A 17,856-nucleotide genomic window follows, 5' to 3' on the forward strand; every position below is an offset into this window, starting at 1 on the left:
ATTGTACAAAATAAAATTAAATACTTTTGAAGGTCCGCTTGATCTTCTTTTGTTTTTTATCCGAAGAGACGAACTGGATATTTATGATATTCCAATTTCAAGAATTACAAAGGAATTTATTGAATATTTAGGATTATTAGAAAAGTTGGATTTGGAAATTGCCGGCGATTTTTTGTTAATGGCTGCAACGCTTATGCAGATTAAGGTTAGAATGCTTCTTCCAAAAGAAATTGATGCCAAAGGAGAAGAAATTGATCCGCGCATGGATTTGGTAAATGCACTCATTGAGTATAAAAGATATAAAGAAATGAGCGATGAATTTTCTTTTCTTGAAGCTAATCATAGAAAAGTTTCATATCGTGGAAATTTTAAAAATGATGAAGTTGAACATCAAGGCGAAATAGAAACTTTGCTTAAGAATGTTACAATTTATGATTTGATAAAAGCGTTTCAATCAGCCTTAATGGAAAAACCTAAGCCTTTTCTGCACGAAGTAAAAAAATTAAATGTTACAATTGATGAACAAATAGATTTTATTTTATCTAAAGTAAAAGAATTTGGTAAAGTACATTTTATTGCTTTGGTAAAAGAAATGAATGAGAAAATTAGAATTGTTGTTACATTTATTGCTTTACTTGAATTAGTAAAAATGGGAAAAATAGGTTTGAATGAATCACCAAAATTTAATGATTTTGAAATTTACGCATTGAGCAATGGATAACATTTATAAATCTATTATTGAATCTCTAATTTTTGCTTCGGATGATCCAATTCCATCGCAAGAAATTATTAAAGCAATTAAGGAAATTGACGGTGATGATATTGAGATAAATATTTCCGATGTTGAAAATTCCGTAAATGAGTTAAATGAAAAATATAATAATGAAGAATCATCTTATAGAATTCTAAAAATTGCGGATGGATTTGTATTTGCAACTAAACCGGAATATGCAAAATATGTTGGATTTCTATCAACAGAAAAAAGTAAACGTAGATTAAGTCAAGCAGCACTTGAAACTTTGGCAATTGTTGCTTATAAACAGCCAATTACAAAACCGGAAATTGAAACAATTCGCGGTGTAAATTCTGATTATATTATTAATACGCTTTTGGAAAAAAATCTCATTACAATTAAAGGTAGAGCCGATTCAATGGGAAGACCTTTGTTGTATGCAACTACAGATGAATTTCTGAAATATTTTGGTTTAAACAGAATTTCAGATTTGCCTAAGCCGAGAGAAATTGAAGAAATTGTTAAAGATGCTGATTTTATTGAACAAAAAAGAAAAATTATGATGAATGAAATTGAAGAAAATTTAGAACAAGAAATAATAGACTCGAGTGGAAATGATAACACGATTGAATAAATATTTATCGGAATGTGGAATTGCATCCCGGAGAAAATCTGATTTGCTAATTCAAGAAGGTAGAGTAAAAGTAAATGGTAAAATTGTTTTTGAACTTGGGACCAAAATTGATACAGAGCAAGATGAAGTTTCGATTGATGGTGAAAAAAGTAAAGCCCAGCGAAAAGTTTATTTTTTACTTAATAAACCTAAAGGCGTAATTACTTCAACAGATGATGAAAAAAACAGAGCTACAGTTGTTGATTTAATTAAAACCAGAGAAAAAATTTTCCCGGTTGGAAGATTAGATTTTAATACGACTGGACTTTTAATTCTAACAAACGACGGAGATTTTTCTAATTTTATTACACATCCCAAAAATGGAATTGAAAGAGAATACGAAGTTAAACTTGATAAACCTTTATTAAAAGAACACAGAGAAGATTTGCTAAAGGGAATTTTTATTGATTACAGAAAAAGTAAATTCGTAAAAATTTCTTTTCCAAAAGATAATAATTTTTCAATTGTTAGAGTTGTTACTGTTGAAGGACGAAATCATTTTGTAAAAAAAATGTTTGATCATTTTGAATATAATGTAAAAGATTTAACCAGAATTAGATTCGGAAAACTTACCTTGAAAAATCTGCAAAGAGGTGAAAGCAGAATCCTTACAGAAAAAGAAATAAATTTTTTAATTAGTAAATAAATATTGAGATATTTTATTCGGAGGAATAAATTGGAAAATCAGTTTTTAGATAAAGATGTAAACACGTTGATAGCAAGAAGATTTGAAGAACTTGCAGAAATAAAAAACAAAAATGTTCGCCCATATGAATATTCATTTGACGTTGATACATATTCAGTTCAAATAAAAAATAATTTTGAAAATTTTGAAAATAAAACAGTTAAAATTGCCGGAAGACTTATGGCAATTAGAAAAATGGGAAAAGCTTCATTTGCGCAAATCCAAGATAAAGACGGAAGAATACAAATTTATTTGAAGAAAGAAGAAATCGGTGATCAATATGACATTTTCAAATTACTTGATATTGGTGATTTAGTTGGCGTTGAAGGTTTTGTGTTTAAAACTAAAACCGAAGAAATTTCAGTTCATACAAAATCTTTAACATTGCTTGCAAAATCAATTCGTCCAATTCCAATAGCAAAAGAAGTTGTTGATGAAGAAGGTAACAAGAAAATATTTGATCAATTTGCCGATAAAGAATTACGTTATCGTCAACGTTATGTTGATTTGGTAGTTAATCCGCATATAAAAGATGTATTTGTAAAACGTTCAAAAATTATCAGCTCAATGAGAAATTTTTTAGATAAAAATGATTTTCTTGAAGTTGAAACTCCGGTTTTACAATCACTTTATGGCGGCGCTTCTGCAAAACCATTTGTAACTCATCATAATGCATTAGATATAAAATTGTATATGAGAATTGCCGATGAACTTTATCTAAAAAGATTAATTGTCGGTGGATTTGATAGAGTTTATGAAATCTCTAAAGATTTTAGAAATGAAGGAATGGATAAAACTCACAATCCGGAATTCACAATGATGGAACTTTATGTTGCATACAAAGATTATGAATGGATGATGAAATTTGTCGAAGAAATGGTTTACCACATTGCCAACGAAGTTTTGGGAACATCGAAATTAAATATTGAGGGAAATAAAGTTGACTTCAAACCGCCGTGGAAAAGGATTTCTATGGTTGATGAAATTAAAAAAGAAACAAATATTGATGTGCTCACAATTTCCAAAGATGATTTAGTAAAAGAAGTTAAGAAACGTGGAATTAAATTATCCGGCGGCGAAAGCAAAGGAAAATTAATTGATGAATTATTTTCAGCGGTTGTTGAACCAAAATTAATTGAACCAACTTTTGTTATGGATTATCCGGTTGAACTTTCTCCTTTGGCAAAAAAACATAGAACTCGCGAAGGACTTGTTGAAAGATTTGAAGGTTATGTTTTAGGTCGCGAAATTTGCAATGCGTTTAGCGAACTTAATGATCCGATTGATCAAAAAGAAAGATTTGAAGAACAAGTTAGATTTATGGAAGAAGGCGACGAAGAAGCGCATCAAATTGATGAAGATTACGTTAGAGCTTTAGAATACGGTATGCCGCCAACTGCCGGACTTGGAGTTGGAATTGATAGATTGACAATGTTATTAACAAATCAACCATCAATTAGAGACGTAATTTTATTTCCGCAAATGAGACCGGAAAAATAATTTTTAAAAGATGATTAAGATTAGGAGTAAGATTAAGATAAAGAATTTAGAATATTTAAAGTTTTGTAACTTGCAAAATCTGTTTAATACAAATTTATTTTTTTTAATCCTTTTCTTAATCTTAATCAAACATTCAAATGCACAAAATAATTCCGACTCAATTCAAGTTAAAATTCCAATTAGTTTGATGAATCAAAATTTTTCCGAAAAAATTAATCCATTTAAAACAGAAATCAATTACCCAATACTTGCTGGAGTTGGATTAAGTTATTCATTTATTATTTATCAAATTAATAATTACTATCAAAATACATGGTGGAAAAAAGATTCAAATTATGTTTACAATAATAAATTTAATATAGTAAGTGATAATACCTATGCGAGAAACATTGATAAAATTGGTCATGCTTTTGGAACTGCAGTAACTTCGCATTTTTTTGCTGCGGGATTTGAAGCTGCAAATATTGAAGAAGAAACATGCGTTTGGCTCGGAGCGCTTGGCGGATTAGCTATGCAAACTTTTGTAGAAATCAATGATGGTTATTCACCAATTGATAAAATTTCTGGAAAACCTAAATGGGGATTTAGTACCGGTGATGCAGTTTCAAATTTTGTTGGAGCAAGTTATTTTGTTTCAAGATATTATTTCCCGGTATTAAATAATTTCCAATTGCGAGTAAGTTATTTTCCTTCAAAAGAAATGTTAAATGGAGAAAAGCCAGATAATAATATTTCTGATGATTACGAAGGTCAAAAAATGTGGCTGGCATTGCGAATGAAAAATTTATTACCCAAAAGTATCTCAGAATATTGGCCATCATTTTTAATGTTATCAGTCGGATATCATGTTAGTAATGTTGGAGATATTTACGAAAAACCAATCAAAGAAAATTACTATTTAGCTTTCGATATTGATGCAGAAACAATTCCGTTATACGGAAAGTTTTGGGCATTCATAAAAAACACTTTAAATTACATTCACTTTCCTATGCCGGGAATTCAATTTTCCAAAGATGTAATTTCTTTTGCACTAATTATTTATTGAAATGACAAATTACAGTATTATAATTCCTACTCTTAATGAAGAAAAACTTTTACCAAATTTGCTTCAAACAATTTGTGATAAAAATCTTCAAAAAAAATATAATTATGAAGTACTTATTTCAGATGGCGGAAGTTCTGATTCAACAATAGAAATTGCTAAAAAATTTGAAATAAAAATTCTTGAAATAAATCCTAATGAAAAACAAAATATTGCAATGGGAAGAAATATTGGTGCTAAAAATTCAAATGGGAAAATTCTCATATTTTTTAATGGTGATATTGCAATTAATAATTTTGAAAATATTTTAATGGAAGTTGAAAATAAATTTTCGCAAAGTAAATATTTAGCAATGACTTGCAAAGTTGAAGTTTTTCCGGAAGAACAAAAATTTGTTGATGTGATTTTTCAGACATTTTACAATTTTCATTTTCATGCCTTAAATGTAATAGGAATGGGAATGGGAAGAGGCGAGTGTCATATAATTAAAAGAGATATTTTCGAAAAATTAAATGGATACAATGAAAATCTTGCTGCCGGCGAAGACTTTGATTTATTTAGAAGAATTAGAAAATATGGTAAAATTTTATTCTCAAGAAATTTAGTTGTTTATGAATCGCCGAGAAGATATAGAAAACTTGGACATTTTAGAATTTTCTTTACTTGGTTATTAAATAGCGTTTATATTATTTTTACAAAAAAATCAAAATCATCTGAGTGGGAAGAAGTTAGATAAAATGAATGTAAATCTGAAAAAAATATTTTCATTAGGGATTATTTTTCTGCCATTAAAAATATTTTCACAAATTGGATATATTCCCGTGGAAGATGAAATTTATAATTTTCTTGAAAGAATGAGTTCGCAACAAATTATTACAAATTATAATTCTTTTGAACTTCCTAAAACCAGAAAAGAAATTTCAAAGTATTTAATTGAAATAAAAAAAAGTGAATATATAATTGATGATATTGATCAGCTTAAGTTTAATGATTTTTTATCGGAATTTGAATTGGATATTTTTTCAACTCTTGATAATTCAGAATCACTAATTCCCAATTGGGATTTCAATTATTTATTTTCGGAAAAAGAAAAATTCCTATATAAGTATTCCGATACAAATAATACATCACTCTTTGTTAATTTCATTGGAAAGCTTGATTTTCTTAATCGAAATGAAGATGCTAAAAATCTTTCAAGTTTACTTTACAGATTTGGCGGAGAAATTAGAGGAACATTGTTTGATAAAATTGGATTTTCTGTAAATACTACAAATGGATCATTTTCCGGAAATAAAGATTTAGCTCAAAGTTATTCTTCGTTAAAATATAATTATAAATTTAATTTGGAAAGCGGCTCGCAGCTTGGCGATAATTATTTTGATGAAACTTCTTCGTTTATTTCCGCAGATTTTGATTTTGCAAAAATTAAATTTGGAAACGATAGAAAGTTTATCGGTCATGGTTTTACCAAAACTATTTTGAGTGATATTGCTCCACGTATGGAATATTTGGAGTTAAATTTAAAATACAAGCAAATTAGTTTTTCATTTTTCCACTCAAAATTAATGGGAAATATTTCTCAAAGTTTTGATTCAATTCGCGGTTTAATAAATTATGTTGATGATAAATATTTAGCATATCATAGACTGGGCTTGGATTTCGGCAAACATCTTCAATTTGGTGCTGGTGAAATGATAATTTACGCAAACAGAAAAGTTGATTTTTCTTATTTGAATCCGTTTAACTTTTATAAAAGTTCGGAACATGCAAATCAAGATAGAGATAACACATTTTTGTTTTTTGATTTTCAGAATAATTCATTTGAAGGATTAAAATTTTATTCAACAATTTTGTTGGATGATATTGATTTTGGTAAAATTGGTTCCGGCTGGTATGGAAATCAATCATTAATTACTATTGGCGCTTATTCAACTTTACTTTATAAAATTTTGCCGCTCGATATTGAACTGCAATATTTAAAAATTGATCCTTACGTTTTCACGCATAGATTATCTGAAAATAATTTTACTAACTCTAATTTTGCATTGGGAACAGATATTCCACCAAATTCTTCAACGGGAATAATTAATTTTTTCTACCGATTGCATCACAGAATAAATTTAAATTTATCATATAAATATTCTGTTCACGGAGCCAATGTTCAAGATTCTAAAGGAAATATTAAAAATTTCGGCGGAGATATTTTATTAGGACACAGATTTAGTGATCCCGAAGAAGTTTATTTACTTAAAGGTGAAAAAGAAATTTTGCGTTTGTTAACTTTTTCTGCACACATTGAGCCAATTAAAAATTGGATATTTATGTTAAATATGAATTTTACAAATAATTCATTAGCCAGATCACAACATTTAGAAAATTTCTTCACTACTTTCTCGTTATATACTAAAATTTAATGGGGCATTTCAATTGACCAAAAAAACATTAACAATTTTAATTTCAGTAATAATTTTGCTTATTGGAATTGCAATCGGATTTTTTATAAACAATTATTTGTATGATGTAAATGTTACGGAAGGCTCAAAAAAATTCAATGAAGTTTTAAGTTATACTCAAAAATATTATTACCAAGATGTTGAAACAAAAGATTTAGTTGATAATGCAATAAATGGAATGCTGCATGAACTAGATCCGCATTCTGTTTACATTCCGGCAACTGATCAGCTTCACATTGAAGAAGAATTCAGAGGAAATTTTGAAGGAATTGGAATTGAATTTCAAATAAATAATGATACTATAAATGTGGTTTCGCCAATAACCGGCGGGCCTAGCGAAAGTGTTGGAATTGAAGCCGGCGATAGAATAATTCAAATAGAAGGAAAGAGTGCAATTGGTTTTACGAATAAAGATGTTGTAAAAAATCTGCGCGGCGAAAAAGGAACAAAAGTAAAAGTTACAGTTTTCAGACCGTTCATAAAAAAGAAATTAGATTTTGAAATTATACGTGATCAAATTCCAATTTACACAGTTGATGCCGCAATCATGATTTCGGATACAATCGGATATATTTCGCTTTCCAAATTTGCGGAAACTTCAATGTTTGAAGTAAAGCAATCTTTAGAAAAACTTTCTCAACTTGGAATGAAAAAAATAATTTTCGATTTAAGAAATAATCCCGGCGGATATTTGGATCAAGCTTTCCAAATTGCCGATTTATTTATTGATCAAAATAAATTAATAGTTTTCACTCGTGGAAGAATTTCAAGTTTGGATGATAATTTAACCGCAGAAAAAACTTATCCGTTTGAAAAAATTCCGATTGTAATTTTAATAAATCGCGGAAGTGCATCTGCAAGTGAAATTGTTTCAGGCGCAATTCAAGATTGGGATAGAGGAATTTTAGTCGGTGAAACTTCGTTCGGCAAAGGCTTAGTTCAAAGACCTTTTATATTAGAAGATAGTTCAGCAGTGAGAATTACAATTTCAAAATATTTTACACCATCCGGAAGAGCAATTCAAAGAGATTATAAAAATAAAGAAGATTATTATAATGAAGTTATGAATCGTGAAGAAAATGAAGGTGAAAATATAAATCATTCACTTGAAGCTGATTCTGCAAAAGAAATTTATTATACTTCCGGCGGAAGAAAAGTAATTAGCGATGGCGGAATTACTCCCGATTTTATTGTTAGAAATGATGATATAACAGATTATTCACTTCAGCTTAGAAGTAATAATATTTACTATAAATTTGCTCGCAGAATTATTGATACAAATTCTGATTTGAATAAAAAGTTTAAAAATGATTTTAGATTATTCAAGAAAGATTTTTCTTTTAGCATTAGTGATATGAAATCATTTATTAAATTTGCGGAAGAAAACGGTGTAAAATATTCGGGAAAAGATTTTACAAAGGATGAAAAATTTATAAAAGCAAGATTGAAAGCTCATATTGCAAAAAACTTTTGGAACAACAACGGCTGGTATTCTGTACTTTTGGATGAAGATGAACAGTTTGAAAAAGCCAAAGAATTATTAGAGAAAAATTATCAATTACCAATTTCGAAGAAAAAATAAAAATGAAATTTGATTTAAAATTAGAAGAAAAATTATATCAGTATTTAGATCTTTTTCCAAAATTAGGTGAGAATGTTTTTCTTGCTGATGGAGTAAAAATTATCGGCGATGTAACAATTGGAAAAAATTCGAGTGTGTGGTATAATTGTGTAATTCGCGGTGATGTTCATTATGTTAAAATTGGTGAAGATACAAATATTCAAGATTTGAGCATGCTTCACGTAACAAATAAAAGATTTCCGTTAAACATAGGCAACAAAGTTACAATCGGGCATAGTGTAAAACTTCATGGCTGTACTTTGCAAGATTTATCTTTTATAGGAATTGGTGCAATTGTTTTAGACGGAGCAATTGTGGAAGAGAAATCAATGGTTGCAGCGGGTTCTGTGGTAAAACCAAATTTTATTGTTCCATCCGGAAAATTAGTCGGCGGAGTTCCGGCAAAAATTCTTAGAGATTTAACCCAAAATGAAATTGATGATTTTGAAGCTTCAGCAGAGCGGTACAAAAAATATTCACAAATTACGATTGAATCATTATTAAAAAGAGTGAAAATTTGATTAAAAATCTTACAATTTCTACAAATCCAAAAGTTAAAATTGATAAAAGAAAAATTCATGAACTTATTCTAAATCTCAAAAAGGAATATTCATTCCAAATAAATTCACTCGCAATTAATTTCATTTCTGAAAAAGAAATTATTCCAATCAACCAAAAGTATTTAGGACATAATTTTTCCACAGACATAATTACCTTTAATTATTCTGGAGAAAATGATAGTTTAGACGGTGAAATTTTTATTTCTTTAGATGATGCTTGTTTCAATGCAAAAAAATTTAACGTAACTTTAGAGAATGAGCTAATTAGATTAGTAATTCACGGTATTTTGCATTTGTTAGGATTTGATGATAAATTAACGAAAGATAAAAAGAAAATGAAAGTTGAAGAAAATAAGCTTGTAAGTAAATTTCAAGAAAATACTCAAAAATTGATTAAAAAATATGACTGCTAAAATTGTTGAAGTTCTTGCTAAAATTTTAGAGGGACTAAAAAAAAATTACACTATTGAAGAAGTAACAAAAAAACTTAAAACAAATAAAGATTTTGATGAGCAAACAGTCAGCGCAGCATTCGGATTAGTTTTTGATAAGTTTTTGACAAACAGATTAGAAATTCGCAAAGAAGGAAAATTATTAAATAAAGGTTTTAGAATTTTATCAAACGACGAAATAAATATTGTTGGAACTGAAAACACCAGATACATCCAGCATTTAGTTAATGTTGGACTTTTAGATCCAATCGATGTTGAATTACTGATTGAACAAATGACAATGTTTCCCGAAGAAAAAATTTCCAAAGATGATATTAATTGGATAATTTTATTCTCATTGGTAGATTTTGATTCGGAAATATTACCCGGAAGCAGAGTTTTGTTATACTCATCTGATACAATAAACTAAGGAATTTTAAATGGCAAAAAATCTTGTTTTGGTGGAATCTCCATCAAAAGCTAAGACTATTAATAAATATTTAGGCAAAAATTATATTGTTGAAGCTACAGTTGGACATATCAGAAACTTACCTAAAACTAAGTTGGGTATTGATATTGAAAACGGTTTTAAAGTTCAGCTTTTAAATATTCGCGGAAAAGGCGATACAATAAAGAAAATTAGAAAACTTGCCGGAAAAGCCGAAAAAATATTTGTAGCAACCGATCCGGACCGTGAAGGCGAAGCAATTGCTCAAGATATTGTTGAAGTTTTGGAAGGAAAAACCGAAGCTCATATTTACCGAGTTCTTTTTAATGAAATTACTAAAACCGCCGTTAAAAAATCCATGGAAAATCCATTGGAAATTAATGATGCATTGGTTCAATCTCAACGTGCAAGAAGGGTAATGGATAGAATTATTGGCTACAGTATTAGTCCATTGTTGTGGCGTTCAATTTTGGAAGCATCGGGAAATTCACTTTCCGCTGGAAGAGTTCAATCAGTTGCTTTAAGATTAATTTGTGAACGTGAAGAGTTGATTGAGAATTTTATTCCAACAGAATATTGGGTAATTTCTGCAGAATTTAAAACAGAAAATGGTGATACATTAGTTGTAAAATTAGCTGAAAGAGACGGTAAGCAATTAAAAATTCAGCCAAAACCCGAAATGACTGATTCTGATTGGGATGAATTCCTTCAGAAAAATTTTGCAATTACAAATAAAGAAGAAGCTGAGAAAATTTTAGATGAAATTAAAAATTCGAGTTCGTTTTTTATAAGTGATATTTCGAAAAAGAAATCAAAAAGAAATCCTTCGCCGCCGTTTATTACAAGTACTTTGCAAGCTGAAGCTTCGCGAAAATTAGGTTTTAGACCAAGAAAAACTATGAGCGTGGCGCAAAGTTTGTATGAAGGAATAAAACTTGGCAAAGGTGAAATTACCGGTCTTATTACATATATGAGAACCGATTCAACAAGATTGAGTGAAGAAATTGTTTCATCAGCGCGAAGCTATATAAAAGAAAATTTTGGAAACGATTATTTACCACATCAGCCAAAATCTTATGAAAAGAATAATAAGAAAAATGTTCAAGATGCGCATGAGGCAATAAGACCAACTTCTTTGGAACATTCGCCACAAGAAATTAAAGAATTTTTAGAGAAAGATCAGTTTAAACTTTATCAATTAATTTGGCAGAGATTTGTTGCTTGTCAAATGGAATCAGCCGATGTTGAATCAACAAATATTTCCGTAAAAGCAGATAAAAATATTTTAAAAGTTTCCGGCTCGGTTGTAACTTTTGATGGATTTTTGAAAGTTTACCAAGAAGAAAAGGAAAACGGAAACGAAAATGGTGAAACTTCTCAAATTCCGGCTGGTTTAGAAGAAAATCAAAATCTAAATTTAAATTTTGTTGAAAAATCTCAACAATTTACAAAACCTTTACCGCGATATACGGAAAGTACTCTAATTAAAGAGCTCGAAAGTAACGGAATCGGTAGACCAAGTACGTATGCTTCAATTATTGGAACAATTCAAGATAGATTTTATATTGATCAAAGTGAAAAAAAATTAGTTCCAACAGATTTAGGGAAAAAAGTAAATTCAGTTCTTGTAAAAAATTTCCCTAAAATTTTAGATGTAAATTTTACAGCTAAAATGGAAGAAGAACTTGATATGGTTGCTTCGCAAACAAATAATTATCTTCAAGTTTTAGAGGATTTTTATCATCCGTTTTCTAAACAATTAAATATTGTTAAACATAATTTAGAAAAAGTTATTTGTGAAAAATGCGGCTCGGAAATGGAAATTAAAATTGGCCGTTTTGGAAAATATTTTGCATGTACTTCATATCCGAATTGTACAAATATAAAATCTACAAATGAATTAAAAACAAAAAACAGTGAACCGGAATTTACAGGTGATGATTGTCCAAAATGCGGAAACAAAACAGTTTTTAGAAGCGGCAGATTTGGAAAATTTATTGGATGTGAAAATTATCCCGAATGTGATTTTACAAAACAAATTACACTTGGAATTAAGTGTCCGGTTTGCAAAGAAGGCGATGTTGTAACTCGCCGCGCAAAAAGCGGAAGATATTTTTACGGATGCAGTAATTATCCCAAATGCGATTATGTAAGCTGGACAAAACCGGTTGAAGAACAAGTAAAAGTTGAACAAGAAGAAATTTAATTGATTGTAATTTGATGATAGAAAATACTCTTAACCAAAGTATTAATGAATTTATCTCAAATCTTTCTGCAATAAAAAGAGTTTCAATAAATACAATAATTTCATACCAAAATGATCTTCAGCAATTTTTTGAATTTTTGGAAGAACGAAAAATTTCCGAATTAAATTTCATCACGGAAAAAACAGTAAGATTATTTATTCTAAAATTAAACGAACAAAATTTCAGCAGAACTTCAATTTCTAGAAAGCTATCGGTTTTAAGAGGAATTTTTAATTATCTAATTCAAAACGAAAAATTAAAAACTAATCCACTCGAAAATATTAAGAATCCCAAAATCCAGAGAAAACTTCCGGAGATAATTACGCTTGATTCTTATTTAAAAATTCTTAAATTTCTGGATGAGGAACAAAAAGATAGTAGAAACAACAAATTAATTTTTGAATTATTATACGGTTGTGCACTTAGAGTTTCAGAACTCTGTAATCTAAATTTTGGAGATATTGATCTGAACCGTAAAAGTATAAAAGTTTTGGGTAAAGGTAGTAAAACAAGGTTAGTTCCGCTTGGGCAAAAATCTCAAATTATTTTGGAAGATTATTTGTCATCCAGACCACAAATAAAAATTAGTGATCCGTTAATTTTAACAAACTCGAATAAAAGAATTTATCCCAAATATGTTGATCGTTTAGTTAAAACATATTTCTCAAAAGTTTCAGATATTTCAAAAAAAAGTCCGCACATTCTAAGGCATACAGCCGCAACTCATATGCTTGATAATGGTGCAGATTTATTAGGAGTAAAAGAAATTTTAGGACACGAAAATCTTTCCACTACACAAATTTATACACACGTAAGTGTTGAAAGATTAAAGCAGGCATATAAAAACGCTCATCCAAAATCATAAGGAGTTTTTATGAACGTAAAAATAACATCAAGGAAATTTAAAGCAAAAGATTCTCTTAAAGAAGAGATTACAAATGAATTAAAATCTCTTGAAAAATATAATGACGATATTTTGGACGCAAATGTAATTCTAAGTTACACTCATAATAAAGACAGTATAAAAACTGTAGAAATAAATTTAAATATTCCGGGCAAAACTTTATCGGCAACAGAATCAAGTGAAGAATATGGAAAAGCTTTAATTTTGGTAATTCAAAAATTAATAAAACAATTAAAAACATTAAAATCTAAACGAATAGCAAAAACAAGATAGTGAACATTAATAATAAAAATATTTTTAGAAAAGAAAGTATTACGGTCGATTTTTTCTACCAAAAAACTAAAGAGCGCTTTGATATTGAATTGCTAAATAAAGATGTCGATTTAAATAGACCTATTACTGAACAAAATTTGCACAGACCCGGTTTGGCTCTTGCCGGGTTTGTTGATTTGTTTTCATATAAACGAGTTCAAATTGTGGGAAATACTGAAGTTCACTACATGAAAAAACTCACAATTGAAAAAAGAAAAAATGCTCTAGAAAAACTTTTTGGTTTCAATATCCCATGTATAATTTTTACAAATTATAATAAACCGGTTCCGGAAATTATTGAGCTGGCAAACCAGTTTAAAATTCCATTATTTATTTCCAGTTTAAGTACAACAAAATTATCATATTTAGTTAGTGATTTTCTTGATGATCAATTTGCTCCAAGACTTTCGGTTCATGGATCATTTATTGATGTATATGGAATTGGAATGTTAATTGTCGGAAAATCTGGAATAGGAAAAAGTGAAGTTGCACTTGATTTAATTGAAAGAGGTCATAGACTTGTTGCTGATGATGTTGTTATCTTAACAAAAAAAGGTGAAGGAATTATAATGGGTTCCGGAACCGAATTAGTTAAACATTTTATGGAAATCAGAGGAATTGGAATTCTTGATGTTAGAAGTATGTTTGGTATTAGAGCAATTCGTTTTCAAAAAAGATTAGAAGTTATAATTGAGTTGGAAGTTTGGAACGAAAATAGCGAATACACAAGAACTGGTTTAGATGCAAAAACTACAAATGTTTTAGATGTTGAAATTCAAACAGTTAAAATACCAATTGTTCCGGGAAAAAATATTACAGTTATTAGTGAAGTTATTGCGCTTAACTATGTTTTGAAACATTACGGATATGATGCTGCAGAAGTTTTTAATCAAAGATTAAGATCCAAAATTAAATCAAAAAATGCAGATACAAATAGATCGGTAGATTATTTTGAGCATGATTTTGAGTGATAAATTATAAAAAATCCTTACTTAAAATTGCTTGCTTAAAACTATGTCTTTTTGTATCTTCGAAACCAAATTAGTCATTTTAAGGTATGAAGAAAAGTCTTTATTATTATTCGGACAAAAAACTACAATTCATTGAAATAAAGAATTTTTATTCTAAATTTCTTTCACTTGTGGCATTATTTGGGTTACTTTCTTCATTAATTATTTTTGGTGGTTATTTATTTATATCAAGTTTTTTAAGTCCTTCGTTTGATATTGATGCATTAAAATCTGAAAATATAAAATTAAAATCTAAATTTAACGAAGTTGCAAGTGAGCTTAATAATCTTAATCAAAATATTGATAAACTTCGTAGTAAAGATGAAGCACTTAGACTTTCGGTAAACTTAAAACCAATTCCAGAAAACGAAAAATATTTTGGTATTGGCGGTTCTGAATTTGATGAAATTTTGCCAACCAGCATTTCGGATGTAAATGATTTACTAGAAAATTTAGATAATTCTCTAAATACCATTAAAACCAAAATTACAATTGCAGAAGAAAATTATTTTGAAATTGAAAATTCTCTAAAAAATAATGTTAAACTTTTTAAATCTATTCCAGCTATTTTGCCAGCCGAAGGAAATATAGGTGATAGATTTGGAATGAGATTCCACCCAATTTTAAGATATAATAGAATGCATACCGGACTTGATGTTGTTATTGATACCGGAACCGAAGTTTTCGCTCCAGGTGATGCTAAAGTTTTAGAAGCCGGTGTTCAATCTGGTTATGGTAATACTGTTCAACTTGATCATGGATTTGGATACATAACATTATATGCCCATTTATCAAAAATAAAAGTTTATAAAGGGCAAAAAGTTAGAAGAGGCGATTTGATTGGTTTATCTGGAAGTTCCGGTGAACTTTCAACAGGTCCACATCTTCATTATGAAGTTATGCATAATGGAATACATTTGAATCCGGAAAATTTTATTTTTAGCGATATAAAAGTTTTTGATATAAATAATGAAAAAGTTCAAAGTAGGGGAGTGAAATAATAATGATTTGGACTATAGAATTAGCATCTTATTTAGTAGATGCTCCATGGCCGGCAACAAAAGATGAATTAATTGAATATGCCGATAGAATTGGAAGTCCGGTAGAAGTAATTGAAAATCTAAGTGAATTAGAAGATGATGAAGAAATATATGAAAGCATCGAAGATATTTGGCCGGATTACCCAAGCGATGAAGATTTCTTTTATTTTGATGACGAGAATGAATTCAATTAGCGTTTACCAAGAAAATTATAATGCATGAATTATTGCTTGAAGTTAAGGGTCAAACTTCTGCATTAAATATTTTACACAACATTTATTCTTCGAAGAGAATTCCAAATGCAATTCTGCTAACCGGGATTGAAGGAATTGGAAAATTTTATTCAGCCATTCAGTTTTTAAAATTATTAAATGGTAATTCTGATTTAATCAATCAGAAAATTTCCAATCTTTCCGAACCTTATATAAAATTAGTTTTTCCACTTCCTCGCGGTAAATCAGAATCTAATTTTGATTTACCTTTGGATAAACTTTCTACGGATGAAATTGAACTAATTAACGATCAGATAAAACTTAAAGCTGCTAATCCTTACCATCAAATTCAAATAAAAAATGCTAATAATATTAAAATTAATAGCATCAGAGAAATCAACAAAAACCTTTCACTAAATTATGATGAAATTATTTTTAGAGGAATAATTATAAATGATGCTCATAAAATGAGTATTGAAGCACAAAATGCTTTCCTTAAAAATTTAGAAGAACCGCCAAACGGAGTAATTTTTATTTTAATTTCTAGTCAGCCGGATCAATTGTTAACGACAATTAAATCAAGATGTTGGACTGTGAATTTTTCACCACTTTTTGATAATGATATTCAAAATATTTTAGTTGAAAGATTTAAATATTCTTCAGAATTGATTAAAGACGTTTTACCATTTGCAAATGGATCGGTTACAAATTCTGTGTTTTTGTTAGAAACCAATTTCGAAAAATATATTCAGAAAGCCATAACCATTTTAAGATATTCATTAGCTGGAAAATATTTCACAGCAAGTAAGGAGTTTTCAAGTTTGATTGAGAAAAATTCCGGTGCAGATTTTAACACAATAATTGATTTAATAATTACTTGGTTTAACGATACTTTAAGATCGAAATATGAAATAAGTAATATTAAATTTAATAATTATAAAGATACTTTAGAAAAATTTAATAATAGGTTTTTAAAAACAGATGTTAATGAAATTATTGTTAAACTAGTATCCTATAGAGATGCAGCAGCACGAAATGTAAACTTGAATCTGATAATGATGAATGTTATATTTGACATAGCGTCTATTGGAATGAAAGTAAAATGATCGATAAATCCCAACCGAATTCAAACAATCACCACACATTATCTAATTCTCTAATTGACAACAATTATTTTAATCTTGTGCATGATAAAATAACTAAAGAACTGACATGCTGTAAGTCTGATCTTGCTGAAATTGAACAAGTTGGAGATGGTTATTCAGAATCAAATGGAAATGGTAATTCTAAAATTTTAATAGCAAAAAGCAAAGGTTTACTTGGGATTCATTTTTGTGAAAACGTAAGTGAATTAGCTATAAAACTTTATGATGATGTTATATTAAAAATTGATGACGAATTTGAATTTGCAACAATTATAGAAACTGGTAAAATTGTAAATTTCAAACTTTCCAAAATTGAACATAGCGACTCTAAATTGCCAGTAATTGATAGAGTTGTAAATGAAAAAGATATTGAAAGAAATATCAATAACGTAATAAATTGTTCTGAAGCAAAAAAAGTTTTTCTAAAATATATTCATGAACTTTCACTAGATATGAAATTGGTTGATATTCATTATCAATTTGATAGGAAAAAACTATTCTTTTTTTATACTTCAGATGGTAGAGTTGATTTTCGGGAGCTCGCCAAAAAATTAGCTGCAACATTCAAAACTCGAATTGAACTAAGACAAATGGGAGTTAGAGATGAAGCTAAAAGAATTGGGGGATTAGCAACTTGCGGTCGAGAATTTTGCTGCTCAACATTTATAAGTAACTTTAAGAGAATAACGACTGATATTGCGGAAGAAAATAATGTTGCTAACAGCATATCAAAATATACCGGTCCTTGTGGAAAACTAAAATGTTGTCTATCCTTTGAAATAGAATAAATTGTAATTTATTTTTATTTATTGGGAGCACGTTAAAAAAAACTTTCTAAAAA

Annotated in this window: 19 protein-coding genes; all 19 read left to right on the forward strand. The window is 28.9% G+C overall.

Annotated features, from left to right (window positions below; translation table 11 throughout):
• Window position 1: 1 nt before the first annotated feature.
• The 19 genes from IPH62_15525 (at window position 2) to IPH62_15615 (ending at window position 17,803) form a co-directional block, all read left to right on the forward strand.
• Window positions 2-721 carry a segregation/condensation protein A gene (locus IPH62_15525; protein ID MBK7106683.1) on the forward strand — a complete coding sequence of 240 codons (720 nt, stop codon included), beginning with the start codon at window positions 2-4 and terminating at the stop codon, window positions 719-721.
• Window positions 714-1,367, forward strand: coding sequence for an SMC-Scp complex subunit ScpB (scpB, locus tag IPH62_15530; protein MBK7106684.1), 654 nt, complete (start codon window positions 714-716; stop codon window positions 1,365-1,367). The genes IPH62_15525 and scpB overlap by 8 nt, the downstream gene beginning before the upstream one ends.
• Complete coding sequence (locus IPH62_15535; GenBank protein MBK7106685.1) at window positions 1,348-2,052, forward strand: rRNA pseudouridine synthase; 705 nt, start codon at window positions 1,348-1,350, stop codon at window positions 2,050-2,052. Before scpB ends, IPH62_15535 begins: the two co-directional genes overlap by 20 nt.
• A 30-nt stretch (window positions 2,053-2,082) precedes the next feature.
• Window positions 2,083-3,591, forward strand: a complete 1,509-nt coding sequence (lysS, locus tag IPH62_15540) for a lysine--tRNA ligase (GenBank protein MBK7106686.1) — start codon at window positions 2,083-2,085, stop codon at window positions 3,589-3,591.
• Window positions 3,592-3,778: 187 nt separating this feature from the next.
• Window positions 3,779-4,636 (forward strand): DUF2279 domain-containing protein, encoded by an 858-nt coding sequence (locus tag IPH62_15545; GenBank protein ID MBK7106687.1) that lies wholly within the window; start codon window positions 3,779-3,781, stop codon window positions 4,634-4,636.
• A gap of 1 nt (window position 4,637) precedes the next feature.
• Window positions 4,638-5,369, forward strand: a complete 732-nt coding sequence (locus IPH62_15550; GenBank protein MBK7106688.1) for a glycosyltransferase — start codon at window positions 4,638-4,640, stop codon at window positions 5,367-5,369.
• Between the two features lies 1 nt (window position 5,370).
• On the forward strand, window positions 5,371-7,047 hold the full coding sequence (locus IPH62_15555; protein ID MBK7106689.1) for a hypothetical protein: 1,677 nt from the start codon (window positions 5,371-5,373) through the stop codon (window positions 7,045-7,047).
• A 13-nt stretch (window positions 7,048-7,060) separates the two neighbouring features.
• Window positions 7,061-8,668 (forward strand): S41 family peptidase, encoded by a 1,608-nt coding sequence (locus IPH62_15560; GenBank protein MBK7106690.1) that lies wholly within the window; start codon window positions 7,061-7,063, stop codon window positions 8,666-8,668.
• 2 nt (window positions 8,669-8,670) lie between these two features.
• Window positions 8,671-9,228, forward strand: coding sequence for a gamma carbonic anhydrase family protein (locus IPH62_15565; GenBank protein ID MBK7106691.1), 558 nt, complete (start codon window positions 8,671-8,673; stop codon window positions 9,226-9,228).
• Window positions 9,225-9,680 carry an rRNA maturation RNase YbeY gene (ybeY, locus tag IPH62_15570; protein MBK7106692.1) on the forward strand — a complete coding sequence of 152 codons (456 nt, stop codon included), beginning with the start codon at window positions 9,225-9,227 and terminating at the stop codon, window positions 9,678-9,680. Before IPH62_15565 ends, ybeY begins: the two co-directional genes overlap by 4 nt.
• On the forward strand, window positions 9,670-10,128 hold the full coding sequence (locus IPH62_15575) for a DUF494 family protein (GenBank protein MBK7106693.1): 459 nt from the start codon (window positions 9,670-9,672) through the stop codon (window positions 10,126-10,128). The genes ybeY and IPH62_15575 overlap by 11 nt, the downstream gene beginning before the upstream one ends.
• Before the next feature lie 10 nt (window positions 10,129-10,138).
• Window positions 10,139-12,352 carry a type I DNA topoisomerase gene (gene topA / locus IPH62_15580; GenBank protein MBK7106694.1) on the forward strand — a complete coding sequence of 738 codons (2,214 nt, stop codon included), beginning with the start codon at window positions 10,139-10,141 and terminating at the stop codon, window positions 12,350-12,352.
• A gap of 14 nt (window positions 12,353-12,366) precedes the next feature.
• Window positions 12,367-13,257 (forward strand): tyrosine recombinase XerC, encoded by an 891-nt coding sequence (locus IPH62_15585; protein ID MBK7106695.1) that lies wholly within the window; start codon window positions 12,367-12,369, stop codon window positions 13,255-13,257.
• 9 nt (window positions 13,258-13,266) lie between these two features.
• Window positions 13,267-13,569: a ribosome-associated translation inhibitor RaiA gene (gene raiA, locus IPH62_15590; GenBank protein MBK7106696.1), complete on the forward strand. Its 303-nt coding sequence runs from the start codon at window positions 13,267-13,269 to the stop codon at window positions 13,567-13,569.
• A complete protein-coding gene (locus IPH62_15595; protein ID MBK7106697.1) occupies window positions 13,569-14,579 on the forward strand; it encodes an HPr kinase/phosphorylase in 1,011 nt (336 codons plus the stop codon). Before raiA ends, IPH62_15595 begins: the two co-directional genes overlap by 1 nt.
• A gap of 86 nt (window positions 14,580-14,665) precedes the next feature.
• A complete protein-coding gene (locus IPH62_15600) occupies window positions 14,666-15,619 on the forward strand; it encodes a M23 family metallopeptidase (protein ID MBK7106698.1) in 954 nt (317 codons plus the stop codon).
• A 2-nt stretch (window positions 15,620-15,621) separates the two neighbouring features.
• Complete coding sequence (locus tag IPH62_15605; GenBank protein MBK7106699.1) at window positions 15,622-15,852, forward strand: DUF2795 domain-containing protein; 231 nt, start codon at window positions 15,622-15,624, stop codon at window positions 15,850-15,852.
• 20 nt (window positions 15,853-15,872) lie between these two features.
• Window positions 15,873-16,976, forward strand: coding sequence for a hypothetical protein (locus IPH62_15610; protein ID MBK7106700.1), 1,104 nt, complete (start codon window positions 15,873-15,875; stop codon window positions 16,974-16,976).
• Window positions 16,973-17,803 carry a stage 0 sporulation protein gene (locus tag IPH62_15615; protein MBK7106701.1) on the forward strand — a complete coding sequence of 277 codons (831 nt, stop codon included), beginning with the start codon at window positions 16,973-16,975 and terminating at the stop codon, window positions 17,801-17,803. Before IPH62_15610 ends, IPH62_15615 begins: the two co-directional genes overlap by 4 nt.
• Window positions 17,804-17,856: the final 53 nt, after the last annotated feature.

The organism is Ignavibacteriota bacterium, assembly GCA_016708125.1.
Classification (GTDB): domain Bacteria; phylum Bacteroidota; class Ignavibacteria; order Ignavibacteriales; family Melioribacteraceae.